This is a genomic window from Psychrobacter sp. UBA5136 (assembly GCF_002414005.1).
Taxonomy (GTDB): Bacteria; Pseudomonadota; Gammaproteobacteria; order Pseudomonadales; family Moraxellaceae; genus Psychrobacter.
The window spans coordinates 1-23,827 of sequence record NZ_DHYG01000036.1 but is presented as its reverse complement, the minus strand read 5'-3'; the positions used below and the strand labels follow the sequence as shown (position 1 = coordinate 23,827).

The window sequence follows — 23,827 nt, the reverse complement described above, 5'->3', positions numbered from 1 at the left end:
GAAGCAATAATGATGAAATGAAAAAACTGAGCTAAATTATACCGATTTAGCTCAAAAAAAACACAGATATTTGCATCAGTACGTGAGGATTTTGCCCTTAAACGCGAAAAGATGTTACAAAGTTTAAATGACAGACAATACCATGCCATTTAATGAAACATCATTTAATTCAATCATTAACAAGGTGCAAAAGCCAAATATGATTTTTGCTGCGCGTTTTGAAGGCATTTACTTAGCATTTGGCTTAGCAGTGGGGGCATACTGTAACGTATTTTATAACGAAATGGTATGTAATTGGTCATCTATCTATAGCCATAAGTTTAATAACTCAGCTTTATAAAACATTCTAACTTTGGTGATATTGTGCAGCAATCAATCCCCTGCTCTGTAATCTTGGGTGAGATGCTTTATAATAAGGTACTTTCTATAAAAAACTCATATAGCCCCTTGTGTGAGTATTTTTTAGTCATTAACCACTTTAACGGTTACCTATTTTTTATACCTACTCTAATAAAAACCGTCCTTCACTGGAGAAATTATGTCACAGCCAACCCTCGCGACTGAGAATAATGTCAGCCGTCAAGAGATCTTAGAAGTTGCCCGCCTTGCGCGCCTAGGTGTCGATGAAGATACTGCCAGTAGCTACGCTGATGATATCAGCGATGTATTAAAACTGATGCAAACGCTTGCTAATGTCGACACAACCGGCATTAAACCCTTGGCAAACATTCATGAAGCCTGCCAAGAGTTGCGCGCCGATGTCGCCAAACACGATATCAATCGCGAGCGCAATCAATCGGTCGCGCCTGCCGTAGAAGCAGGTTTATACCTTGTGCCCCAAGTGATTGAATAATTGCCTCAATAATTTTTACCGTATTCCACTTTATTTAATGTTATTCACATTTTGACGGACGACACCTTATGTCTGAACTTCACCTTTTAAGTACCCAGCAGCTGATTACGGGCTTGCAAGACAAACAATTTAGTAGCGCGGAATTAACTGAGCACTATATTAAGCGTATCGACGCGCTAGATAGTAAGATTAATAGCTTTATCACCCATACCTCTGAAACGGCGCGCGCACAAGCACAAGCTGCTGATGAGATGCGTGCCCAAGGTGACAAGCGTCCCCTGCTTGGTGTGCCGATGGCGCATAAAGATATATTTTGTACCCAAGGCGTCTTAACGACGTGTGGCTCAAAAATGCTACATAACTTTATTTCACCTTATGATGCCACTATCGTCACCAATATCGATAAAGCCGGCATGATTAGCCTTGGTAAGCTCAATATGGATGAGTTTGCGATGGGCTCGGATAATGAGAGCTCTTATTATGGCGCGGTACACAATCCTTGGAATCTTGAGCGCGTGCCAGGTGGCTCATCAGGTGGTAGTGCCGCTGCCGTTGCTTCAGGATTTGTTCCGGTTGCTACTGCCAGTGATACGGGTGGCTCTATTCGCCAACCTGCGTCATTTTGCGGCCTAACGGGGATTAAACCCACTTATGGTCGCGTTTCGCGTTTTGGTATGATTGCTTATGCGTCAAGTCTTGATCAAGCAGGCAGCTTGGGCCGTAGTGCGATGGACTGCGCTTATTTGCTGCAACCGATGATTGGTCACGACCCACGCGATGCCACTTCTATTAAGCATGATATGCCTGATTATGTGCAAGACTTAAACCATGCTGTCGCTACCGCTGGTGACAGCGCCAAGCCATTAGAAGGCTTACGTATTGGCGTTGCAAAAGAGTACTTTAGCAAAGGACTCGATGCTGAGGTCGAGCAAGCGGTACGTGCGGCGCTAAAACAATACGAAGCGCTTGGGGCGACGATTGTAGAAGTCAACATCACTGACCCTGAAATTACCCTTGCCACTTATTATATGCTCGCCCCTGCTGAAGCATCATCGAACTTATCGCGTTTTGATGGCGTGCGTTTTGGTTATCGCTGTGAAAACCCAACCGATCTTATCGATTTATACACGCGCTCACGCTCAGAAGGCTTTGGCCCTGAAGTACAACGCCGTATTTTGACGGGGACTTACGCGCTATCAGCGGGTTACTTTGATGCTTATTATACTAAAGCACAAAAAGTGCGCCGTCTGATTGTGCAAGATTTTGAAGACGCTTTTGTTAATTGTGACGTCATCGCCAGTCCAACTGCGCCGACCGCTGCTTATAAGCTTGCTGAAGACCTTGACCCTGCGACCATGTATTTGGGCGACGTGTATACCATCGGCGTCAATTTAGCCGGTCTCCCTGCGCTTAGTCAGCCTGTTGGTTTAACCTCAAACGGCCTGCCAATTGGTTTGCAGTTGATTGGACAATATTGGCAAGAAAGCAAATTGCTGTCTACCGCGCATTTATTCCAGCAGCATACAGACCACCATTTACAACACTCTACCATCGCGAAGGAGACGGTATAATGAACACCGCAACGACTACTGATAATGCCGCTCAGCAAGATATCGTCCGCAAAGAGCTGTTCGTTGATGGCTACGAAGTGGTCATCGGTATCGAGATTCACTGCCAGCTAAATACGGAAAGTAAAATATTTTCAAACGCGCCAACCGATTTTGGTCACGAGCCAAATACCCAAGCCAGTATCGTAGATTTAGGCCTGCCTGGCGTCTTGCCCGTACTTAATACTGGCGTCGTCGATCGTGCCTTAAAATTTGGTATGGGTATCAATGCTGAGCTGGGTTTGTTTAATACTTTTGACCGTAAAAACTACTTTTACCCTGATCTACCAAAAGGCTATCAAATTACCCAAATGGCCAACCCTATCGTTGGCAAGGGTTATATCGATGTCATGGTCAATGAAGGCGAGAAAAACGAATACCCTAAACGCATGGGCATCACTCGCGCGCATTTAGAAGAAGATGCTGGTAAATCCGTGCACGATGCCGTCGTTGATATGACGGGCGTTGACCTTAACCGCGCAGGCACGCCACTTATCGAAATCGTCTCTGAGCCTGATATGCGCTCAGCTGCTGAAGCGATTGCCTATATCAAAGCCATTCACCAGCTGGTCACGTGGCTTGGTATCTCAGATGCGATTATGGCAGAAGGCTCATTCCGCTGCGACTGTAACGTCTCTGTGCGTAAGCCAGGCGCGGATTTGGGTACACGTACTGAGCTGAAAAACCTCAACTCATTCCGTTTTATCGAACGCGCCATCAATCGTGAAATCGAGCGTCAAATCGACATCATTGAAGATGGCGGTAAAGTTATCCAAGCGACGATGCTATATGATCCTGAGCGTGACGAAACGCGCACCATGCGTACCAAAGAAGACGCTAACGACTATCGCTACTTCCCTGATCCTGACTTGCTGCCTGTCCGTATTGAGCAGCATACGGTCGACGAGATTAAAGCGGCGATGCCTGAGTTACCTGTCGCCCGCCGTGCACGTTTTGAAGAAGCACTTGGGCTTTCAGAATACGACGCGCGTATCTTAACTGCTAGTCGTACACTTGCTGATTACTTTGAAAATGTCGTCAATGAGATCGGACAACAAGATGCCAAAATGGCGGCTAACTGGGTCATGGGCGATCTGCTCGGTGCCCTTAATAAAGATGATAAAGATATCGCCGACTCGCCTATTAGCGCCAAGCAATTGGCTGGTATGCTGGCGCGAATTAAAGACGATACTTTATCAGGCAAATTGGCTAAAAAAGTCTTTAGCGCCCTCTATGAGCGCGAAGGCGGCGATGCCGATGACGCAGCAGATAAAATCATCGAAGAAAAAGGTCTTAAGCAAGAAACCGATACGGGCGCAATTAAAGCCATGGTTGAAGAGGTCATTGCAAAAAACCAAGCGATGGTCGATGAGTATCGCGGCGGTAAAGAAAAAGCCTTTAACGGTCTGGTTGGGCAAGTGATGAAAGCCAGCCGCGGCAGTGCCAACCCGCAACAAGTCAACCAAATCCTAAAAGAGCTATTGGGTTAAGGTTGAATGACTATGTATGCAACCGACTATGATCAGTAAAATGCCATTGTAGATTTTGGCTAACATAAATAGCCCTTGCAATATGCATAATTTTGCGTAAAATAGTCAGTCATTCGGGGCGTAGCGCAGTCTGGTAGCGCACCACACTGGGGGTGTGGTGGTCGCAGGTTCAAATCCTGCCGTTCCGACCAAACATAGATATAGGGCAGACCGTCATTGACCGTCTGCCCTTTATTTTGCCCGCTTGTAGGCTAAACACTTTCCATAGCACTCCATCATAAAACATAGTAATCCATGTAAAATTGCGGTATATTTTACGGTATATTTTATACCTTCATGGAAATATACCGTCATGTCCTTAACTGATAGCCAAATCAAACGCCTTAAGCCGTCCGATACTTGCACACCTAGCCGACCTGACAAATATAGTGACGGTAATAACCTGCGCCTATGGGTTCGTAGCACTGGCAGCAAGGTATGGGTATGTGACTATAAGTATGCTGATAAGCGCCAAAGCCTAACCATTGGTAAATATCCAGCAATGAGCCTTGCCGATGCTCGCCAGCGTAACCAACAGATAAAAGATCTGATAGCGCAAGGGATCAACCCAAAGCACGACAAGAAGCGACAACAAGCAGACAATGACGGATCAAGGGCGTTCGATAACATAGCCCAGCGCTGGCACGATGACCGCAAAGCACACATAGCCCTCACTACCTATAGCCGTGATTACTCACAATACCAGCGCGATATTAAGCCCGTCATTGGTCACATGAATATAGAGGACATAACCGCGCCCGATGTTTTAGCTATTGGAAAGGCTGTAGAAACAAGGGGCGCTACTGATATGGCACGTAGAGCAATACGCCAAACGGGGCAGATATTCAAACAAGCTATACGTGAGGGTTTGACCACCCACAATCCAGCCACTGACTTAACGGAAGCTCTGCAGCCGCATAAAGTTAAGCACCATAGCCGCATTACCAGTCAGCAGTTACCCAAATTACTACAAGATATCGATGCTTATGGCGGCGATGTGCTGGTCAAGCTGGGTTTTTGGTTCATGTGCTACACGTTTGTACGAACGCAAGAGCTTCGTCTTATGGAATGGTCGGAAATAGATTACAAGGCCAAGATATGGCGCATACCGGCCGAGAAGATGAAAATGGATAGACCGCATCTAGTACCGCTCGCGCCACAAGCAATGAAGATATTGCAAGAAATTAAGGCGATGAACTTTTCAGATAAGTATGTGTTTTTTAATACAACAACGCGCAAACCATACAGTACCAATGCCTTCATTACTGCCCTATGGCGCATGGGCTACAAAGGACGCATGACTGGTCACGGATTTCGCGGGCTTGCCAGCACTACCTTACATGAACAAGAATTTATGCACGAAGCAATAGAGCTGCAACTGGCACACGAGAAAGAGAACAAAATAAGTAAAGCTTATAACGGAGCGCAGCACTTGCCTTATCGAACAGACATGATGCACCAATGGGCGAATTTTATTGATGCTTCTTACGCTGGCAAGACTGATAACGTAATACATGGTAATTTCAAACAAAAATCACAAAAGCTGGGCTAAGACTTAGTTATATCGATTATGCAAGGCTAGGACTAGTTATCCTAACGATGGCTATTTAACTCCTCAAGCTATTACCGTCTTGCACTTATTTTTATTTAAGAATGTAAAGGTGTGAATTGTGAGTGATGAAGCTAAAAAAATTACTATGGAAGACGGGAATAAGAACATATATATAGCTATGGCGAGCAGCCTACGTTTTCCATTAAATGAGATAGTAGCATGGGCTATATTTGGTGATGGTATATTTGTAGAGGACGGCTCTTTACTGTATTCAAACTATGCTGATGGATGTCTCGACACCGATTTAGTCAATTTAGAGCATTTAGAGCTAATGGATAATATTGAAAAAGATATAAAACAATATATAGATAAAAGTATTAATGATGTCGATTTCTCAACAATTAATAGTGCCAAAAAAGGTATCACAAATATATTAGATAAATTTTTACCAACTAAATATAAAGAACTTACTTCGTTAGCTTACAAGAGAAACAGCTCTTTCAAAGGGTTTCCTATCTGGTGGGCAGCTTTGATAATAGCGTATAGAGAAATGGGAATTTTTGCCTTTAAAAATGGTAGCTATTTTGTGGCAATACAATTGAATGACTTTTGCAAAGAATGCCAATCACAAGCAATGTTCAAAAACATAGCGTTTATCAACGCCTATCAAAAAAAGTTATCTGAAAGACATAAAGAAAATGGTTCAAAAGGAGGTTCTAAGAAGGGGGTTAATTATAGAGAACCTAAAGAAAAAGCCCTTGATTATCATGATAAGCATTTTAGTAAACAACGTGAAAATGGCAAGTTTATTTATTCGAATGCCGACGCAGCTAGAAAAATTGTAAGCCACTTTGACAAAATAGAGCAATCATTAGGCTACGAAGATAATTCACTTGCTAATATCATCTCGAAACATAGAAAACAACATTTTACTAAGTAAAATCCCACTTTACTCACTCTAATCCCGCAATTAATTTTATATCTTATTAGTCTATCCATATCCGCAGTAGAACATTGCGGCACATTATGGAACTAGACACATGATCAATCTAAATCCCAACGTTATCGTCTCCGTTGATAGCACCTCAAAAGATAATGAGCAAATAACTAACAGCCTAAATTCACCCTATTTACCACCGCAAGGCATGTCACGTGCCAGCCAACTTATACCGTTCTTACCGTTTGGTAGCAGTACCTTATGGGCATGGTCACGTGATGGCCGTTTTCCAGCGCCAGTAAAGTTATCTCCTACTATGACGGCATGGCGTAACGCTGACGTTATCGAATGGTTGAATAATCAAACTATTTTTAACGATGGTGAGGTGTAAGTCATGAAAACACCACAGCTAAAAAAACGAACTTATTGCCAAATTATTCTTGATCATATGCTGACAGGTCAAACTATCTCAGATATGCAAGCCTACGAATTATATGAAATGACTAGCTGTATAAGACGTATCAGCGAGTTGCGCGCCGCAGGAGTACCTATCAAAGATAAATTTGTTAAAGGTAACGGTAAACGCTTTAAGAAGTATTGGATATCTAAATCTGATATGCCTAAAGCTTATGAGGTAAAAAAATGAGTCTACATAATGGATTTATGAATCATTTGAATCCCCGTAAGTCTAGCTCGAAGTTACTGGCGGCGTTACCCATATCCTTAGCAAGTCTTTGCGTGGTTTTAGTTATTCCAAATTGTCAGCAAACACCACCGCAATTAATAGCTAAAAAATTCGACTCTGGTGATTTAAAACAGCAAGAGGAAGAAACATGAAAAATAGGCCAAGACAATCTAAAACCAATGAAAAAGCCCACCTTATTGGGGTGGGCTTATCTAATATCTTGATCAACTATGTACTGGCAGATGCGATTCAACCAACTAAGTTAGCTGCTAATGGTGATAATAGCATATCTCACGCCAGCAATGTTGCAGGGGGCACATGATGCACTACTATAGCTTCCATATAGCAGACTATAAAAAAGACACCGACTACCTAAAGCCTATAGAGCATTATGTTTATCGTTCATTGATTGATCGCTACTACCTAGATGAAATACCTATACCAAAAGAAACCCAGTCGCTTTTGCGTAGGTTAAAACTGGAATCCGAAATAGAGGTTGAAGCTTTGGATTTTGTACTGAGTGAATTTTTTACGCTAAAAGACGATGGTTATCACCATCGTCGCATTGACAATGACATTAAAAAATATCAGGCAAATGCTGAAAAAAATCGTAAGAATGGTAAAAAAGGAGGTAGGCCACCTAAGAATAAACCTAAAACAATCCAGTCGGTTATTAATGGGTTGCCAGTTAATAGCCAAAACAACCCTAACCAAAAACCACTAACCATCAACCAAGAACCATTAACTAGCTTACCTTTTGATGATTTTTGGAATGCTTACGATTATAAGAAAGGAGGTTTAGCAAAACCGAAGGCTAAGTGGCAATCACTTACTACCGAGCAGCAAAAGTTAATCATGGCTCATGTCCCAAGCTATGTTAAGTCAACGCCTAACAAGAGTTATCGCAAGTACCCTATGACTTACTTGAATAACGAAGGCTGGCTTGATGAAATCACAGAGCCAGATAACACCAACACAGAGCAAAGCAGTAGTGCTCGCCCCCACAGTAACCGTAGTGACTCGTTCGACTCACAGCCACAGACTAAGAGCTTAAGCCGTGAGGAGCAGATAGCAGCAAACAAAAAGATCATGGAAAAAGCGGGGTTAAAAGTATGAACTTTTATAATATGGACATAGAAAAGGCACTATTAGCTTCGCTCATGAGCATAGAAAAGTCTTTGGGGCATGTTATCAGTAAGATTGATGCTAATGACTTTGCAGCAAGCAAGCATGAGTTAATATTTACAGCGATCAAGACGTTAGATAAAGATGGTCAGCCGTATGATGCTGTTATGGTTCACGATTGGTTGGTGGCTAATGAATATGGTGATGACGTTTCTGATGGTTATCTTGCCGAGATATTGAGCACAAGCCCAGCTACATTGTTTAACCTTGTGGCCTACGCTGAACGCATACTTGAGCTATCAAAGTATCGAGCTGTTAATCGTGTGCTTATACAAGCGCAGGACGAATTAAAGCAAGCTGATACTCGTCTCGACGATAAGGTAAACGGTATTACAGAGCAGCTAACGGCTGTTATCGACACTAACAAAAGCGGTAGCGGTGCGCGGTCAGTTGGCTCAATGATGGGTGACTTCTTCACTAGCCTGCAAGCAGTAAGCAAAGGAGAATTAATACCGTTTTCGCCTACTGGCTTTATTGATCTTGATAACCGATCACCAATACAGAACGGTGACTTAGTGGTAGTGGGAGCGCGTCCCTCGATGGGTAAGACTACGTTCGGGCAGAACATTGTACAGAATATGGTTAAAGACAGCTTTTATACAGATAGCAAAGGTAATTACAAGCGCAAGGCTGGCGTGTTCTTTAGTTTGGAAATGACAGGTTCATCTGTTATGCAACGCTTCATGTCGTCAATGGCAGGAGTAGATTTAGGCGTTGTTAGAAGTGGCATGAATGTTAGTACTGACGATTGGGCTAATCTGAACAACACAGTCAGAGACTATAGCAAAGAATATCCTATGTTCATCGAGTCGAGATCATTAATCACTTATCATCAGATGCGAACGTCTTTGAATAGAATACGTAATCAACATGGTGAGATTGGGGTCATCATGATCGATTACTTGCAGATCATGGGCGGTATTGATGGTAAGGATCGAGTGAATGCACTTGGTGAAGTCACAAGGCATCTAAAAGCGTTCGGTAAAGAATTTAACTGCCCTGTTATACTTTTATCACAGTTGAACCGCAGTCTAGAGAGCCGACCTAACAAGCGGCCTATTATGAGCGACTTAAGGGAGTCAGGCGCAATCGAACAAGAAGCCGATATAATTATGTTTTTATATCGTGATGAAGTGTATAACGATAAGTCAAAGGATGTGGGCGTAGCGGAGGTGATTATCGCTAAGAATCGCCAAGGCCAAGTTGGTACCGTGCGACTAGGTTTTGAAGGCAGGTACTCGCGCTTTACTAACTATATGCCAATGATGCGCGACTTTAATGCAGTTCCTGATTTTGGCAGTAACTCTTAGCTGGCAAGTAAGTGTTGTTATGATAACGAACTCTATTAATATTCAAGCGGTCTATGTTAGACATACGCCTTTTTAGACTCCCCCTACCAACCGCCCTCATTTACTATTTTTGACACTATAAATTAGGAAGCAAAATTATGGAATCAAGAAATTTAGGAAGCAAAAATCACCTTTTCTGAAATATTGGAATCACAGCAATCGCCTATTGTGCAATAGGTACAGCGGAATTAAGGAAGGAAATAGGAAGCAGAACAAGGTATTTATCCATCTGGGTAAATACCCCTCCTAAACGACTGTCTTTCCTATACCTGCTCACTCAACTTCGTATCAAGCATCAATCTAATGAACTTCTTAAACTGATCAGGGTTGGACAGTAAGTGCATGGTCATACCTTCGTAGGCTTCTTGGCTCTCGAATAGCGCATCCATCGCCGCATCAGGATAGCCGCCTAGCATGATCTGATCGGTACTGTTATTACTAAACTGCTTTACCACGATCTCATTTTCAGTCACTTTATCCCAAATCGTGTTTTGGAAGTTGATCATATCTTTATCGGTAAAGTCCTCGCCAGCGAATACCTCATTTAATCGATTAATGACCTTTGATAACAGCTCTTCTTTCTGATCCTTTGGTTTTCCTGTACCGCCACCGCCGCCAGCTTCTAATTCACCGCTACCCTCCTGTAGCTTTAGATCCTGCTGGTGCAGCTTTGAGACGCGGTAATGACTCATAGCGATGTTGGTTAGATCAATATCATCCTCATTGTCCACACTTTCGCGTAATAATGGCCGCAGGTTACGGGCGTATAAGCTCAGCTTTTCTAGCTCTTTATCGTCATAGTCCACGATTTGCGACATAAACTCATATTGACGGGTAAATGTACCTAAGTCCTTTTTAAAGATCTCTAGCGCATCTTGATCAGCCTTAAAACCTTTGTAGTCATTCTCGGCATTGGTCATCAGCACCACATCGCCTGTCGCTTTGGTACGCTCAAGCATTTCCTTAGCGTGCTGGGCTTGCTCGCGTGCTAGCTTATAGCGTTTCTGCCAACGCTCAACCGCTGGCTTACAGATGTTACTAATGGCAGCGTTAGACTTACTCTTACTATAAAAAGCCTCAACAAACTGCTCGACCTCATGCCATAAGAATATACCGCTGGCGCGTAGTTTCTCATACAGGTCATACACCTGATCGGGGTCAGACACATTCACTAAAGTGGCGGTCTCATAATACGGCTGGAAGGCCTCCAAAATATCTTCAGGATCATTAAAGAAGTCGAGCACAAACGTGCCACTCTCTGCTTTACCCTTATAGGTACGGTTGAGCCTTGAGAGGGTCTGTACGCAGTCCACGCCTGTCAGCTTCTTATCGACGTACATGGCGCATAGTTTCGGCTGATCAAAGCCTGTCTGAAACTTATTGGCCACGAGCATCACTTGATAGTCATCAGTATCAAAGGCTTTACGCATATCACGGCCTTTGAGACCGATATTCATATTATGCTCAGTGAACTTCTCGCCAAGTAGTGCGCCGCTATCAGGGTCATTATCGTTAAAGGTGACTTCCCCTGAGAACGCGACCATGGCATTGATGCCGCGATAGCTGTGCTTAGCGATATAGTCATCAAACGCCAGCTTATAGCGTACCGCTTCTTTACGTGAGCCTGTCACCACCATGGCTTTGGCTTGCCCGCCGAGTAAGCCTTTGATGTTGTCGTTAAAGTGCTCAATGATGATCTTAACTTTCTGCGCGATATTGTGCTCATGCAGTCGCACCCAGCTACCCAGCTTAATCTTGGCGCGGCGGGCATCGACTTCATCGTCATCGCTAGCCAGCTTTTGCTTAAGCTGATACATCACTTTGTAGTTGGTGTAGTTTTTTAGCACATCTAAGATAAAGCCTTCTTCGATCGCTTGGCGCATAGAATAGACATGATAAGCGGCTGGTAGGTTATCGCTAGCAGCTGGCAAGTCAGGATTGGGCAGACGGCCAAACAGCTCGATAGTTTTTGGCTTCGGCGTGGCGGTAAAGGCGTAATAACTTAGGTTCGGGCTGCTACGGCGCGCGGCAAGCGTGGCGTCCAAAACATCTTCACTAGAGAGCGGCTTATCGTCATCTGTATTACTCTCTATATCACCTGAGACCAGCACTTCTTTGAGCTGGCGTGCGGTAGAGCCTGTCTGTGATGAGTGCGCTTCATCGGCGATGATGGCATAACGGCGCGACTTTAGGACGCTTGAATCTTCAATCGCTTTGAGCACAAATGGGAAGGTTTGAATGGTGACGATAATAATCGGCTGGGAGTTGACCAATGCTTCGGCAAGCTGCTCAGACTTTGAGCCGTCACCTTCTTTACGGTTGATTTTGCCGACTACGCCATCGGCATGTTCAAACTGATAGATAGTATCTTGTAGTTGGTCGTCCAGTACAGTGCGATCGGTAATCACAATGACCGAGTCAAACTGCTTATCGCCGTCGCTGTTGTATAAGGTGGATAACTGATGCGCCGTCCATGCGATAGAGTTAGATTTGCCTGAACCCGCACTATGCTGAATCAAATACTTTTGCCCAGCGCCCTCAACAATGGCCGCATTAACAAGCTTAGTCACCACATCCCACTGATGATAGCGCGGAAACATCATGGTCTCTTTTTTGGTCTTGCGCCCGATCGCGTCCTCTTCCTCGTCGATCTGCAAGTGCATAAAGTGACCGAGGATAGCCAGCAAGTTATCAGGCGTCAGCACTTCATTCCATAGGTAATCGGTGGCATAGCGGCTGCTATCGGCTGGCACGTCATTACCCGCGCCGCCATCCGCAGTGCCTTTATTAAACGGCAAGAAGTAAGTGCTATCACCTGCCAGCTTCGTGGTCATATAGACTTCATACTGACTGACGGCGAAATGTACCAGTGCGCCGCGCTTAAAGGTCAGCAGTGGCTCAGGTTTTTTGGTATCAGGGTCTTTCGGCAGGCGGGTGCGCTTATACTGAGTAATGGCATTTTGTACCGCTTGCTTAAACTCAGACTTGAGCTCCATCGTGGTGACGGGCAAGCCATTGACGAATAGCACGATATCGATACGGTTACGCTTAGCGACCTTGCCATTAGCGTCAGCGCCGTCTTTAAGGCTGGTATAAGGGCTATACACTACTTCAGGTACGACGCGGCAGATATTGGCCTTATAGCGTGCCATGGTCTCAGGGTTGAGGCTGTGCTCAGGCTTAAACTGGCACAAACTAAACCGCGCGTTACGAATCTTTAGACCGTGACGTAAGACGCCTAGTGTGCCATAAGTGCGCGAGGCTCTATCGGTGGCGTGCGCGTCTGCCTTATTAAGCTGCTTAACCAATGCAGCGATAAAGTGGCGCTCTGAGTCGATAGGAAAGGTGCGGCAAAACTTCTGCCACTCTTGCGGCTGGGTACCCTGCACAAAGTCGAGCACGTCTTGTTCATATAGCGCCGTTTCTGCTTGATAGCCGCTGGCATGTCCTAACTGCCAGCCTTGCGCTTGCATCTGATTGACAATATCGGCTTGGAAGACAGATTCGTAGGTAGTATCGGTCATAGTTTTTTCTTATTATAGTTAGGAAGATTAAGTTATGATTAGATAAGTATTTTTTACTCCAACTACTCTTTCTGATATTTCTATTTTTCAAGAAAATCTGAAATAATAGTATAGTTAATACCTTTACGTTCAAACTCTGACTGCATCCAACTCAGTAATTTAAGAACTAGAACCATAAAAACTATAATTATCTTTTTATTTAAATCAGCATCTTCATATTTATAATTTCTTTCTATATTTTTACCAGTTGCTGTGTCAGTCTTTCCAATGTAAATAGAAAAATCTTTACAAGGTAACAGATTCTCAGATATATGTAAGTCATCTACCAATAAAATCAGTGCATCTAGACGACTTTGTTCTAAAGTATATCTTCTATTATGCGAATAACTATTTCTAATCTTATTAAACCTATCTAATACTTCAAAAATCTTACTATCTAACCCTAGGTTCTGAGCTATAGACAACTTTGACCTAAAACCAATAAAAGGTCCTTTAAATAGATCTTCACTTCCTGATGTTTTGGAACACCAAATATTAAGAAAATCTTCTAAAATTAAATGTGCTCTTAAAACGACTCCAGCTGTGTCTGTTGAATCAACCAAAGCCAAATAGTCGTTATGATCTAATACATTAGCAAAATCACCACCGACACCGATATAACTTGAGCCATTGCCATCTCCAAAACTCGTCATTTGAACAACCTTTAATTTAATAAAAACATCCTAATAGAAGTATAACTTAAACTTTTCTTTACTTTAAATTGGTATTAGATATTGTCAGGCGCTTGCCAGCCTCTCACATCAATCTTACCCGTAACCGCAGCAGAGATTAAAGCGGTGCGGCGTTCTTGCATGAGTTGGATGGCTTTTTTAGCATTTAGTTCAATATCGTCAAAGCTTAATTTCAACTTCTCAATATGACTATGAATTTGTGAAATCTCATCTGAGGGAGGAACTAGAACAGGAATATTTTGAACTTGCTCAACTCTCAAATGGCTTACAGTACTTCCATGTGACACGCTATTGATATATCTATCAAGACAATCTGAAATTAAATAATCAAAAAGATAGTTAGTATAGCTTTGATCATGTGCAATGAAATTCATCATTCTTTGACCCATGCAAAACTTCAGATCTTCTGGCACTAGACAAACCTCACCTGTAGGCGCTTCACGAGTAAAAAGAATAGAACCAGCTGGAGGTACTCCTCTTTGTGTCCATATATCAAAATTTTTCTTATCCGTGTATAAAGCACCATTAAAGTTTAATTTCTGATTCCTTACGTTTGTTGTTCTGACCACAAAGTACTCGCCATTTTCAAAATATTCGGGAGTTTTATTACGACAGTCAATAATGTCACTTACAAACTTGAGCTTTGAAACTTCCCAATGCTCAGGCACCTCCCCCAACCACTCAACCCCCGAATCTTTCATCGGCACATCAGGATTTAAGCCTTTGGTCACCGCATGACTAATCACTGCTTGGCGCTTTTCTTTTAACAGTTGAATCAGGGTTTGCTGTTTTTCGATTATGGTATCGATTTGGGCAGTTTCGTGGTCGAGGAAGTTGGCAATTTGAGCTTGCTCTTCTTTTTCAGGAAAAACAAACTTTTCCATCAAATAAGCTTCTGAATCTAAATTTTGAATTCCTGTAGTCTGCTTGATTGAAGCATAGTTCACTCTACCGTCATAGAGTAGAGAGAAAGCATACTTTAAAAAACTGCTTTCATGACCAACCTTCGGTGTCATTTTAGCTACAAAGTTTGAAGTAACAGCTCTAAAATCTTTTTCAAAAAGAACTACGCAACCTACTAAGGTTTTATCCCCTCCTCCTGACTTTTCTATCAATAAGTCACCTTTCTTCAATAGACGATTTTCTCTTTCTTTCGGTGAAATATTTCTCAATGTCAGATTTTCTTCGCTGATTTCTAATTTATTTCTATCAAAATCAGCGACACGTAATACTACTGTATTGTCAGAACTTTCTTCTGGCTCTGAACCCCAAATACCATTAGTACAGCCATCAACGCATCTTTTTAAAGATGATAAGTTCCAATGACTAGGAATCTTCCCCAACCACTCAACACCTGAATCTTTATACTCTTCATACTGTTGATACTTCGCCATTATGAATGCACCTCACCCAATAACTGCATAATCTCGCTACTGACCGCATCCAAGTCCGCATCAATCTCAGCAAGCGGACGCGGCGGCTCATACACATAGAAATGACGGTTAAACGGTATTTCATAACCGACAATACCAATCTCTTCATCGATAGCATCTGTCTTGTTGCTATCGATCCACGCATCAGGCACATGCGGCTGCACTTCACGGGCGAAGTAACTTTCGATCAGCTCAGTAGTAGTCACCTCAGGATTCAGAGGCACGTTTTCATAATCGCGTAAGTCACTATCGGTTTGGAACTCTACAATTTTCGTCTTGCTGGCAGGATCGGTATAGCTAAATGCGCCATAGAGCGGACTTTCAACCTTGACCGCTTTTTTGATGACAGGTTCTGCTTCAGGGTTTTTCCATGTGATGGCATCCATCAGCTGTTTCTTTCCTTTGGTGTCCAAGCTGACATCAGCATCTTTTAACGCTTGTTTGAACACTTTTTCAAACTCATTGAAGTCATCGAATTGGCGCGTGCCGATAGCCTTTTGTAGAGCTTTGGCTTTATTCATGATCTCAAGCTGATCTCGCCATACTTTAGAGTCAAGCACGTCTTTGATTTGCTTTTCTTTCAACTCAGAGAAGTCCGCCTTAATCATCGCACGCGCCTCAGTCGTAACCGCTGATAAGTCGCCGTAGCTGTCAGTCGTCCAATTACCACCAAACGCCTCATACAGCGCTGGCATGACTATATCGAACGGTTTAGGTGCATAACGTAGGGTCTCTAACGCGCTATCTGACAGCTGCGCAGATAGCCGTAGCGGCCGCTCAATGGTGATACGGCGATAGCCAAATTCATGGGTTTTAAAGATTTTACTGGCGAAGGTCTTAGCAGTCTCAGATTTAGGATTGGCGGACTGACGGCCACGGTTAGATTTCACTTCTTCTGGCTTATCTAGTACGCGCGCATCAACCACCTCAAAGTCGCCAAAGCTACGGGTAATGGTCTTGATATCGTCATCATTCATCTCATTACGCTTAGAGCCAAGAGATTTACGCATTTTGCTGTATAGGTTACTTCCATCAATCAATTGCACTTTGCCGCGACGTTCAGGGGCTTTCTTATTGCTTAATATCCAGATGTAGGTCGCAATACCCGTGTTATAAAACATATCGTTTGGCAAGGCGATGATGGCCTCTAGTAAATCGGCCTCAAGGATATAACGACGAATCTCACTCTCACCGCTCCCTGCGCCGCCCGTAAATAATGGTGAACCATTTAAGATGATACCGATACGGCTGCCTTGATTGCTGTTTTGAGTGCTACTGATATCTGTCGCTTTATCATCGCCAGTAATCGGACGCATCTTGCTCAGCAAGTGCATAAGGAATAATAGCGACCCATCAGACACGCGCGGCAAGCCAGCCCCAAAGCGACCATCAAAACCTTTTTGCTCGTGCTCATCGTTGATTTCACCTGATATCTTTTTCCAGTCCACCCCAAACGGCGGGTTCGATAGCATGTAGTCAAACTTCTCAGCGACCAGCTGATCATTGGATAAGGTATTACCCAGCTTAATGTTATTCACCTCTTGCCCTTTGATCAGCATATCGGCTTTACAGATCGCATAAGACTCAGGGTTTAGCTCTTGACCATAGGTACGCATCACCGCGTCAGGATTCAGCTCTAGCACGTATTCCATACCAGAAGATAGGAAGCCTCCCGTACCTGCTGTGGGGTCGTAGATAGTGCGAATAATGCCATCTTTGGTCAGTGCGTCATCATCTTCCATAAATACCAATGAGGTAGTCAGGCGCACGATATCGCGCGGGGTAAAGTGCTCCCCTGCCGTTTCGTTTGAGCTTTCAGCAAAGCGGCGGATCAGCTCTTCAAACACAAAGCCCATTTCATGATTGGAGATAGTCTCAGGACTAAGGTCGGTATTGGCGAACATCTGCACCACTTTATAAAGTAGGTTAGCATCCGCAAGTTGGCCGACAAACTCTTCAAATTTGAAATGCTCAAATATCTCACGCGCGTCTTTAGAGAAGGATTGCACGTAGGTATTGAGGTTATCCTTGATGTCGCTTTGACCCATCTTGCTCAGATCCATCGGCGAGGTATTATAAAAAGGTCGCTTGCTGGCACGTATCAAGAACTTCTCTTGCGCTTCCTCAGGCAGACCCATATCAGCGATACGCTGACTCTCAGCGACTACATCTGCCTTAGTATCTTCTAATACGCACTCTAGGCGGCGTAATAGCGTAAACGGCAGGATAATGCGGCCATATTGAGACTGCTTAAAATCACCGCGTAATAAGTCAGCGACAGACCAGATGAAAGCCGCTGTTTGAGAGAAGTTTTTGGTCATTGAATTGTCTTATTGTTTGTTGGGCAAGGGATAAATGCTTGGGATTGTATAGCAGCCTTAAAAAATGGCTCACACGTACTGCGATGGTATACATCGACTTATGACGGTTTATAGAAATCATTGTATGATAGTAGAGGATATAAACGCTAGCATGGAAGCAGAATTAAGAGTCTTATTTAATAAAAGCATTCTTATTTAAATAAAAGAGTTCTTATTAATAATAAGCGGTAGTATTGGAAGCAAAATGGATGAAAATAGGAATAATAGGAATAAAAAATCACTATTTTAGAGCTGTATCTCAAAATAAAAAACCACCTCTAAGCCAATGAAATAGGTAGCTGGCGTTGGAATAAAAAAATTTCTTAGGAAGCAGAAAATGGAAAAATCACTACTTTTTTAGTAGTCGTCTTACATAGTGAATGACACACTCAAAATACATGCGAATTTATCCGTTTATCTATTGCTAAGCACTAAGAAACATTTCAAAGGAACCGATAAATATAAGAAAACTTGTAAATAAAAGTAACAATAAGCAATCTTAGTTATTTATACCGGCTAACAGATCTTCGTTATTTTTATATACTGATGGCCGCTAAGTCCAAAGTGACTTTCGCAAATTGCGGTATATTTTGCGGTATATTTATATTTTATAAAAATACAATCCTTTAATACCAAAGGACACAGGCAATGATTTGCTTCCTGCCGTTCCGACCAAACATAGTGTTAAAGAAAAAAGCCAATTATTGATTTCAATGATTGGCTTTTTTTATGCTCATTATTCTTCATTAAACATTACAAAGGCGCTTTAGTAATGGCACTTAGCGCTTCATTGATACTAAATACTTTAGATTTTATGTTTTTAAAACCAAATGAAGTCAGTCTTTGGGTATGTTTCTCTAAATATCGGTTGGCATCGTCCAAATTATCGAACACATAAATACCGCCCGCTTCTTGCGTCTCTTCATTCTCCGTCCATAGCTTATAGACCAGACCGGGCTCGGTTGCGATGTCTTCAGCCAGCTCTTTCATAGCATCAAAAAATTCACCACCAAAAGGGCCGCTATAAGGGAAGTCAATTTGCAAAAGGTATTTCATAAGTGAATCCTCATTATTGTTGAATAATTGGCAATCATATATCCTGCCAGATGATTACAACCTTAACATATTACGATTTGCTATAGACTTTTAATAAGCGAGCCGCTAGGGTAAATACTTTATTTTTACTCTGGTTCGACCTATGCCTGAGCTTAGCACGCCACGCCCTTTAACTCTCGCCAATGACGTCCCTTGGGAAGCATTCCAGCGTCCCTTCGTCCGCGACTTGGCGTACGTACTTGCCTGCCCTAACGTCTTAACCAGATGGCTCGACTTTGCGCCGTATCAAAACACACATGCTATCTCAGTACACAGCGCAGACTTTTGGCAGGCGCAGTTTGAGGCGTATAAGCCGCGCTTAAAAGAACTGGATAGCACTTATGCTTATCAGGCGCTAACTCGCTATTTATTAAAACGTCCCAGCCCCAATCGCTTGGGTTTTCATTTTGAGGGCTTATTGTCATTTTGGCTAGAGGATGGTTTTGCGCGCAAGCTGCATCCATACGAGACGCTCGCTAATAATGTGCAGTTATACAATGGCAAGCAAACAACGGGCGAGCTTGATTTAATTTTGTACAATCATGAGGACAAGCTTGTTGAGCATTGGGAATTGGCGATTAAATTTTTTATGGGCTCAGCGCCGTTTGCGCCGATAAATTGGGTTGGTATCAATTCTAACGATAATTTACAGCGCAAAATGACCCATATGCAAACCAAGCAGTTTCGTACAGTGTGGCTAGATACCGAGGCGCATGGGCAAGTTAAGATTGATAAGCGTTATGGCGTTATTAAAGGGCGTTTCTTTTTGCCAATGAACATTACTGGTTTTGTCTACCCTGCTTGGCTAACACCAAGCTTTCCTATGCACGAGTGGTGCGATAAGACCGATAATGCCACTCTTGCCACAATTGATATCCCTGCCTTGCGCGCCGCTCATTATATTGAATGGTTTAGCAAACGTGACTTCTACGACAATCATGAGTTACCCCTTATCTATTCTGAAAACGGTGTTCTAAGAACAGGACTGTATTTTGAAGAGAATCGACCAATCGTTATTTATCTTGAAAAGCCTGACAGAATAGATAACTGATTTTAAATCGACTCTATTTAAGTAGTTATATTTCTCGACAACCAATCATTTTGTTTTAATTGGACTTTTACCAAGCGTAACGTCCGTATAAACTAATCTCACTGCGCTTGGCTTTTTCTGCATCAATGTCATCCGTCAGCAATTTTATACCGCCATATTTGCTATCTAACGTTATACCTAATGCTTTAGTTTGTGGCTCTATCAATCCAGTGATAGCTACAGGATAATGAAAATTAGCAAATTGATAACCTACTGACAATTGATACAAGTCTTGAATATCATTTATTTGCCCATGAGCGCCAAGTTGCCACTGATTATTTAGTTGATGCATCAGACTACCTTCAACCCGCCATGGTAACGTCTGTGTGACATCTTTAGTATCAAGCTGGCCTTCAATCGTATATAAAGGTCGACCGTTAACATCATAATCTAATGTATAGCGAGTGTTTGGCATATCTTTCCAATGCATACGTCCAAGGACATCGTAGCCACTAATTATGACCTGTGTTTTGTCAGATAGCTTTCCTACCAATTGTAAATCTAAAGAATAGCCATAACCTGATGGCTTAGTAGGATTCCAGTTTAAGTTTTCTTCACCAAGGGCAGGCTTATCATAATAGTAATCAACATAGGCATCAGCTTTATTAACGCTATCTCTTATGTTACTAACTTCACTGTCAGGTAGCCCCCTTGTAGTTAAGTCACCTGAAACCTTGCCTTCAAGCGCATGTAATCCTTGCCAAATATTGGCATGAGTCGTTAATTGCCAATTAGAATTCAGGGGCTGGGTAAAACCGACATTAGCGCCAAATCTCTCATTATGCTTAGCATCTAAAAATAATGGGTATGATTGGCTAGTGCTCGATGGCTGTTTGTTTTCATATTGCCAATATACTTCTGCTGTCTCTTCGCTAAAGCTCATCAAGTAATCGTAACGCCAACCCAGACCATAGCTAATCAAGCTTCCTGCAGGGCGTACTTTTAAGTCTGCACGTCCTTGTAAATACGCATGATCTCCTGATTCTAATGGCGCATCCCAATCGCCAATAAAAGCAGTAATAGGCTGTACTGGGCTGTGTGCCGTTGCTATTATTGACCAATCAATCTGCGACTTTTCGTTTATATTCTGATTATTTAACCAATCGTTAGTAGGATTAGATGGCGAGTTGAAATTAGAGTATAAGTTAGGATTTTCACTCTGAGCTAAAGTAGACGTTGACGCCATCATAGCGATTGCTGTTGGAACAATAAATGACAGTTTACGTTTGGCGAAAAACGGTAGATCCTGTTGTGAAAAGCTATAGATAGCTCGGCTAAAGAATGACATAAATTTCTCACGTTTATTAGAGTGCATAAAAAAGAGACAGTACTAGTCGTCTCTTTTTTTTTATTGCTCGAATAATATTAAAAATGATTGAGCACTGCCATTAGACTTATATTGGTTATAGAACGATTAAACTGTTATCTTTAAATTTAGCCGTGATTTTGCCATCATTATCCATTAAATCACCATAGTCTTTACCGTCGACCATAATGTCACCTAGCTTACCCATTTTATCTTTAACAAAATCACCATTGGCATCAACCTTTAATTCAATCGATGCTTTATTTTGCTCAACGGTAAATTCGGTACTAACCACATCATAATCATTATCTAAGTTAGACTTACCTGTGACAAATAAATCTTTACCTTCTACGCTAGCCTTTAATCCTTTAAGGTCAATGACGTTACGAGCAGTACGTTCAAGATTGGCTTGGAAATCAAGCGGAATCGTTGTTGACCCTTCTTTAGTTACATTGCCTTTAATATTTAACACTATTGTCATGCCAACATATTTATTGGCTTTCTCTTCAAGATTACCAGCATCAGTGACGGTCAAAAAGTTTTTAATATCAGCGTCGTTAGCGGTCGCATTGAGTGTGATTGCAACATTCGTTTTAGGTTTCTGCTTAGTCATTTGACCTGTTATAGCAAGTTTATAAGGAATCGTTCTCACCACTAGACTACTATCTGCTAACTTCTTACTAATATCTAAGGCAGCAAACTCTAAGTCTTTTGCTTCAATCACACTATCATTAGCAGTTAACTTTAAGTTGCCTAATTTTACGATAGCCTTTTCTAAAGTAATACCTTCTCTGTTAATATCATTAAGATCAAATTCGTCATCAACCACGACTTTATCACTGAACTGACCGCTGACGGTAAAGCCTTTATTAGAGCTCAGCGTCACGATATCAGCGCCAGAAGCAATTTTTATACTCTTGAATCCAATGCCACCATTAAAGCTGGCACTATTAGTATTAGAAACTAAGGCATTTTCAAAACCATCAAACGCAGTTGTAAAAGTGTCTCGATTAATAATTTCTTCATATCTATCCGTCGTTGGATTATATGCATAATCATATTCCTCAACGTTTACCTTAGTAGTACCCGAAAGCTTAAATTGTCCATCAGCATTCAGATTCGCAACAAAACCTTTTTCTGGCACCAAAGCTACGTTACCTAACGTATTATTGAACTTTTTATCATTGGCCAAAGCTATAATGTCAGCTGCATTTAGTTGTGATAGACCATTTTTCTGCATGTAATAATAAAGAGAGTTTGGTACCTCAAAAGTATAGCTAAGTCGTGACGCTTGCTTTTCTGTCAGGATATCACTTACGTCTTTATAAGCCTCTGTTACCGCTTTATTGTCACTAACAAAAAGTTTAGCCGTGCGGATCATCTCTTTTGCTTGTTCAATTTCTGTAAGATTGTTGTTGACAGGTGGTTTGGTAGGAACGTTAGGAGTATTAGGGCCATTACCATTATTGTCGCTATCACTACCACAGCCTGCCAAGGCTAAAGTACTGGCGAGAGCTAATGCGGTTATTTTAAAAGCTTTCATTATGTATTCCTTATATTTTAAATATATTCCGAAAAATGGTTAGAAAAACAATCCAAGTATTTAGGTCATAAAGGCTCACTTGAAAGTTTAGATTGCATCTTTCACAAAAAACTTAAGTTTACTCCTTAATAGAAGTAATAAGCTATTTATTTTTGGAATTTATCTATAAAGTAAAGAAATATGTGAATAATATTACATAATCATTGTTAGGTATTCAAACAACATTGCCTGATAGTAAAGTAGCTCTAATTAATAACTCTCAATCACCTGCATCAGCTCATACCTAAGCATATCGGCGCTCGGCATACGCTCAGCGTGAAAGCGTACGATAGCGATACCGGCACTGGCAAGCGCCTTATCTTTTTTATCATCGGCCTTTTGCCGCGCTTTACTATTATGCGTCCAATCATCAAGCTCAATGGCGAGTAAGGTAGTCTGTGCATCCATATCCACGATGACATAATCAACGCTTTGGCGGCAAATGCGGTTAAACCAAAAACTACGCTCGGATGTCTCGTCGCTATTGGCTTCGATAATACGTGACAGCTGAACTTGCACAAAAATATGATACTCCGGCAAAGCATTTTTTAGCTTATTAAAAAAGATCACTTCCGTGTCCGTCATAATAGGCATCGGCGCAAACGGCCAAATAGCCAGCTCATCACCGCGCACAGGTGGCGGCTCAGGTTCGGCGACTTGTTTGCTAGAAAACAGTTTTGGTAGGGTGATTAGCCCCACAAACCCAACTGCCAGTATTAAAAATATAACGCCAAATGACATGGTTTTACCTTATACATAATAAAAGCGGTCAGCTATGTGTAATGATGTCGGTAAAAAAAGTGACGACACATATCTGACGGCAACAGGTCAGCCCTTGTAGGCTGACAGGTTATACAGCAAAGAAACAGAAAAACAGCGGCGCTTATCGTAACGAAGCTTACGCCAGTCGGCAAACCCTAAAACAAAAAACACGACAATAGATGTCGTGTTTGCATAAAATCAGCTAAAACGATAAAAATATAAACGCACCTAGGGCGTGTCATCAATT

At 42.2% G+C, this 23,827-nt stretch carries 20 protein-coding genes and 1 tRNA gene; 13 read left to right on the top strand and 8 right to left on the bottom strand.

Going from position 1 to position 23,827, the window contains the following annotated elements:
- Window positions 1-127: 127 nt before the first annotated feature.
- The 12 genes from B4240_RS05085 (at window position 128) to dnaB (ending at window position 9,658) form a co-directional block, all read left to right on the top strand.
- Window positions 128-340 (top strand): hypothetical protein, encoded by a 213-nt coding sequence (locus tag B4240_RS05085; RefSeq protein WP_296237151.1) that lies wholly within the window; start codon window positions 128-130, stop codon window positions 338-340.
- A gap of 198 nt (window positions 341-538) precedes the next feature.
- Window positions 539-853: an Asp-tRNA(Asn)/Glu-tRNA(Gln) amidotransferase subunit GatC gene (gene gatC / locus B4240_RS05080; RefSeq protein ID WP_296237150.1), complete on the top strand. Its 315-nt coding sequence runs from the start codon at window positions 539-541 to the stop codon at window positions 851-853.
- A 68-nt stretch (window positions 854-921) separates the two neighbouring features.
- On the top strand, window positions 922-2,424 hold the full coding sequence (gatA, locus tag B4240_RS05075) for an Asp-tRNA(Asn)/Glu-tRNA(Gln) amidotransferase subunit GatA (RefSeq protein WP_296237149.1): 1,503 nt from the start codon (window positions 922-924) through the stop codon (window positions 2,422-2,424).
- Window positions 2,424-3,950: an Asp-tRNA(Asn)/Glu-tRNA(Gln) amidotransferase subunit GatB gene (gene gatB / locus B4240_RS05070; protein ID WP_296237148.1), complete on the top strand. Its 1,527-nt coding sequence runs from the start codon at window positions 2,424-2,426 to the stop codon at window positions 3,948-3,950. The genes gatA and gatB overlap by 1 nt, the downstream gene beginning before the upstream one ends.
- Window positions 3,951-4,064: 114 nt before the next feature.
- Window positions 4,065-4,141 (top strand) — tRNA-Pro (locus B4240_RS05065).
- A gap of 161 nt (window positions 4,142-4,302) precedes the next feature.
- Window positions 4,303-5,541 carry a tyrosine-type recombinase/integrase gene (locus tag B4240_RS05060; protein WP_296237147.1) on the top strand — a complete coding sequence of 413 codons (1,239 nt, stop codon included), beginning with the start codon at window positions 4,303-4,305 and terminating at the stop codon, window positions 5,539-5,541.
- A 118-nt stretch (window positions 5,542-5,659) separates the two neighbouring features.
- Complete coding sequence (locus B4240_RS05055) at window positions 5,660-6,481, top strand: hypothetical protein (protein ID WP_296237146.1); 822 nt, start codon at window positions 5,660-5,662, stop codon at window positions 6,479-6,481.
- A gap of 100 nt (window positions 6,482-6,581) precedes the next feature.
- Complete coding sequence (locus B4240_RS05050; RefSeq protein WP_296237145.1) at window positions 6,582-6,869, top strand: helix-turn-helix transcriptional regulator; 288 nt, start codon at window positions 6,582-6,584, stop codon at window positions 6,867-6,869.
- Window positions 6,870-6,872: 3 nt separating this feature from the next.
- Complete coding sequence (locus tag B4240_RS05045; protein WP_296237144.1) at window positions 6,873-7,124, top strand: helix-turn-helix domain-containing protein; 252 nt, start codon at window positions 6,873-6,875, stop codon at window positions 7,122-7,124.
- 187 nt (window positions 7,125-7,311) lie between these two features.
- Window positions 7,312-7,485 carry a hypothetical protein gene (locus B4240_RS05040; RefSeq protein ID WP_296237143.1) on the top strand — a complete coding sequence of 58 codons (174 nt, stop codon included), beginning with the start codon at window positions 7,312-7,314 and terminating at the stop codon, window positions 7,483-7,485.
- Entirely contained in the window at window positions 7,482-8,279 is a 798-nt protein-coding gene (locus B4240_RS05035; protein WP_296237142.1) for a YdaU family protein, read from the top strand. The genes B4240_RS05040 and B4240_RS05035 overlap by 4 nt, the downstream gene beginning before the upstream one ends.
- Window positions 8,276-9,658, top strand: coding sequence for a replicative DNA helicase (dnaB, locus tag B4240_RS05030; protein ID WP_296237141.1), 1,383 nt, complete (start codon window positions 8,276-8,278; stop codon window positions 9,656-9,658). Before B4240_RS05035 ends, dnaB begins: the two co-directional genes overlap by 4 nt.
- A 302-nt stretch (window positions 9,659-9,960) precedes the next feature.
- On the opposite strand, the gene B4240_RS05025 is transcribed toward dnaB, so the two are convergent.
- From B4240_RS05025 to B4240_RS05005, 5 genes are all read right to left on the bottom strand, one after another.
- Entirely contained in the window at window positions 9,961-13,221 is a 3,261-nt protein-coding gene (locus B4240_RS05025; protein WP_296237140.1) for a type I restriction endonuclease subunit R, read from the bottom strand.
- 80 nt (window positions 13,222-13,301) lie between these two features.
- Window positions 13,302-13,913 (bottom strand): hypothetical protein, encoded by a 612-nt coding sequence (locus tag B4240_RS05020; RefSeq protein WP_296237139.1) that lies wholly within the window; start codon window positions 13,911-13,913, stop codon window positions 13,302-13,304.
- 74 nt (window positions 13,914-13,987) lie between these two features.
- Window positions 13,988-15,346: a restriction endonuclease subunit S gene (locus B4240_RS05015; protein WP_296237138.1), complete on the bottom strand. Its 1,359-nt coding sequence runs from the start codon at window positions 15,344-15,346 to the stop codon at window positions 13,988-13,990.
- The gene (locus tag B4240_RS05010; protein WP_296237137.1) at window positions 15,346-17,706 is read right to left on the bottom strand and encodes a type I restriction-modification system subunit M; all 2,361 of its coding nucleotides are present in this window, start codon (window positions 17,704-17,706) and stop codon (window positions 15,346-15,348) included. Before B4240_RS05010 ends, B4240_RS05015 begins: the two co-directional genes overlap by 1 nt.
- A gap of 792 nt (window positions 17,707-18,498) precedes the next feature.
- Window positions 18,499-18,801 (bottom strand): monooxygenase, encoded by a 303-nt coding sequence (locus tag B4240_RS05005; protein ID WP_296237136.1) that lies wholly within the window; start codon window positions 18,799-18,801, stop codon window positions 18,499-18,501.
- A 142-nt stretch (window positions 18,802-18,943) separates the two neighbouring features.
- Between B4240_RS05005 and B4240_RS05000 the strand changes: the two genes are divergently transcribed.
- Window positions 18,944-19,891, top strand: a complete 948-nt coding sequence (locus B4240_RS05000; protein WP_296237135.1) for a DUF1853 family protein — start codon at window positions 18,944-18,946, stop codon at window positions 19,889-19,891.
- A 67-nt stretch (window positions 19,892-19,958) separates the two neighbouring features.
- On the opposite strand, the gene B4240_RS04995 is transcribed toward B4240_RS05000, so the two are convergent.
- From B4240_RS04995 to B4240_RS04985, 3 genes are all read right to left on the bottom strand, one after another.
- Complete coding sequence (locus tag B4240_RS04995; RefSeq protein ID WP_296237134.1) at window positions 19,959-21,245, bottom strand: hypothetical protein; 1,287 nt, start codon at window positions 21,243-21,245, stop codon at window positions 19,959-19,961.
- A gap of 88 nt (window positions 21,246-21,333) precedes the next feature.
- Window positions 21,334-22,779, bottom strand: coding sequence for a hypothetical protein (locus B4240_RS04990; protein ID WP_296237133.1), 1,446 nt, complete (start codon window positions 22,777-22,779; stop codon window positions 21,334-21,336).
- A 249-nt stretch (window positions 22,780-23,028) separates the two neighbouring features.
- On the bottom strand, window positions 23,029-23,559 hold the full coding sequence (locus tag B4240_RS04985) for a DUF2726 domain-containing protein (RefSeq protein WP_296237132.1): 531 nt from the start codon (window positions 23,557-23,559) through the stop codon (window positions 23,029-23,031).
- Between the last annotated feature and the right edge of the window lie 268 nt (window positions 23,560-23,827).

Excerpts from the sequence above, each read along its gene's own strand:
- B4240_RS05085 (WP_296237151.1), top strand. The coding sequence starts at position 128 with ATGACAGACAATACCATGCCATTTAATGAAACATCATTTAATTCAATC.
- gatC (WP_296237150.1), top strand. The coding sequence starts at position 539 with ATGTCACAGCCAACCCTCGCGACTGAGAATAATGTCAGCCGTCAAGAG.
- gatA (WP_296237149.1), top strand. The coding sequence starts at position 922 with ATGTCTGAACTTCACCTTTTAAGTACCCAGCAGCTGATTACGGGCTTG.
- gatB (WP_296237148.1), top strand. The coding sequence starts at position 2,424 with ATGAACACCGCAACGACTACTGATAATGCCGCTCAGCAAGATATCGTC.
- B4240_RS05060 (WP_296237147.1), top strand. The coding sequence starts at position 4,303 with ATGTCCTTAACTGATAGCCAAATCAAACGCCTTAAGCCGTCCGATACT.
- B4240_RS05050 (WP_296237145.1), top strand. The coding sequence starts at position 6,582 with ATGATCAATCTAAATCCCAACGTTATCGTCTCCGTTGATAGCACCTCA.
- B4240_RS05045 (WP_296237144.1), top strand. The coding sequence starts at position 6,873 with ATGAAAACACCACAGCTAAAAAAACGAACTTATTGCCAAATTATTCTT.
- B4240_RS05040 (WP_296237143.1), top strand. The coding sequence starts at position 7,312 with ATGAAAAATAGGCCAAGACAATCTAAAACCAATGAAAAAGCCCACCTT.
- B4240_RS05035 (WP_296237142.1), top strand. The coding sequence starts at position 7,482 with ATGATGCACTACTATAGCTTCCATATAGCAGACTATAAAAAAGACACC.
- dnaB (WP_296237141.1), top strand. The coding sequence starts at position 8,276 with ATGAACTTTTATAATATGGACATAGAAAAGGCACTATTAGCTTCGCTC.
- B4240_RS05025 (WP_296237140.1), bottom strand. The coding sequence starts at position 13,221 with ATGACCGATACTACCTACGAATCTGTCTTCCAAGCCGATATTGTCAAT.
- B4240_RS05020 (WP_296237139.1), bottom strand. The coding sequence starts at position 13,913 with ATGACGAGTTTTGGAGATGGCAATGGCTCAAGTTATATCGGTGTCGGT.
- B4240_RS05015 (WP_296237138.1), bottom strand. The coding sequence starts at position 15,346 with ATGGCGAAGTATCAACAGTATGAAGAGTATAAAGATTCAGGTGTTGAG.
- B4240_RS05010 (WP_296237137.1), bottom strand. The coding sequence starts at position 17,706 with ATGACCAAAAACTTCTCTCAAACAGCGGCTTTCATCTGGTCTGTCGCT.
- B4240_RS05005 (WP_296237136.1), bottom strand. The coding sequence starts at position 18,801 with ATGAAATACCTTTTGCAAATTGACTTCCCTTATAGCGGCCCTTTTGGT.
- B4240_RS05000 (WP_296237135.1), top strand. The coding sequence starts at position 18,944 with ATGCCTGAGCTTAGCACGCCACGCCCTTTAACTCTCGCCAATGACGTC.
- B4240_RS04995 (WP_296237134.1), bottom strand. The coding sequence starts at position 21,245 with ATGCACTCTAATAAACGTGAGAAATTTATGTCATTCTTTAGCCGAGCT.
- B4240_RS04990 (WP_296237133.1), bottom strand. The coding sequence starts at position 22,779 with ATGAAAGCTTTTAAAATAACCGCATTAGCTCTCGCCAGTACTTTAGCC.
- B4240_RS04985 (WP_296237132.1), bottom strand. The coding sequence starts at position 23,559 with ATGTCATTTGGCGTTATATTTTTAATACTGGCAGTTGGGTTTGTGGGG.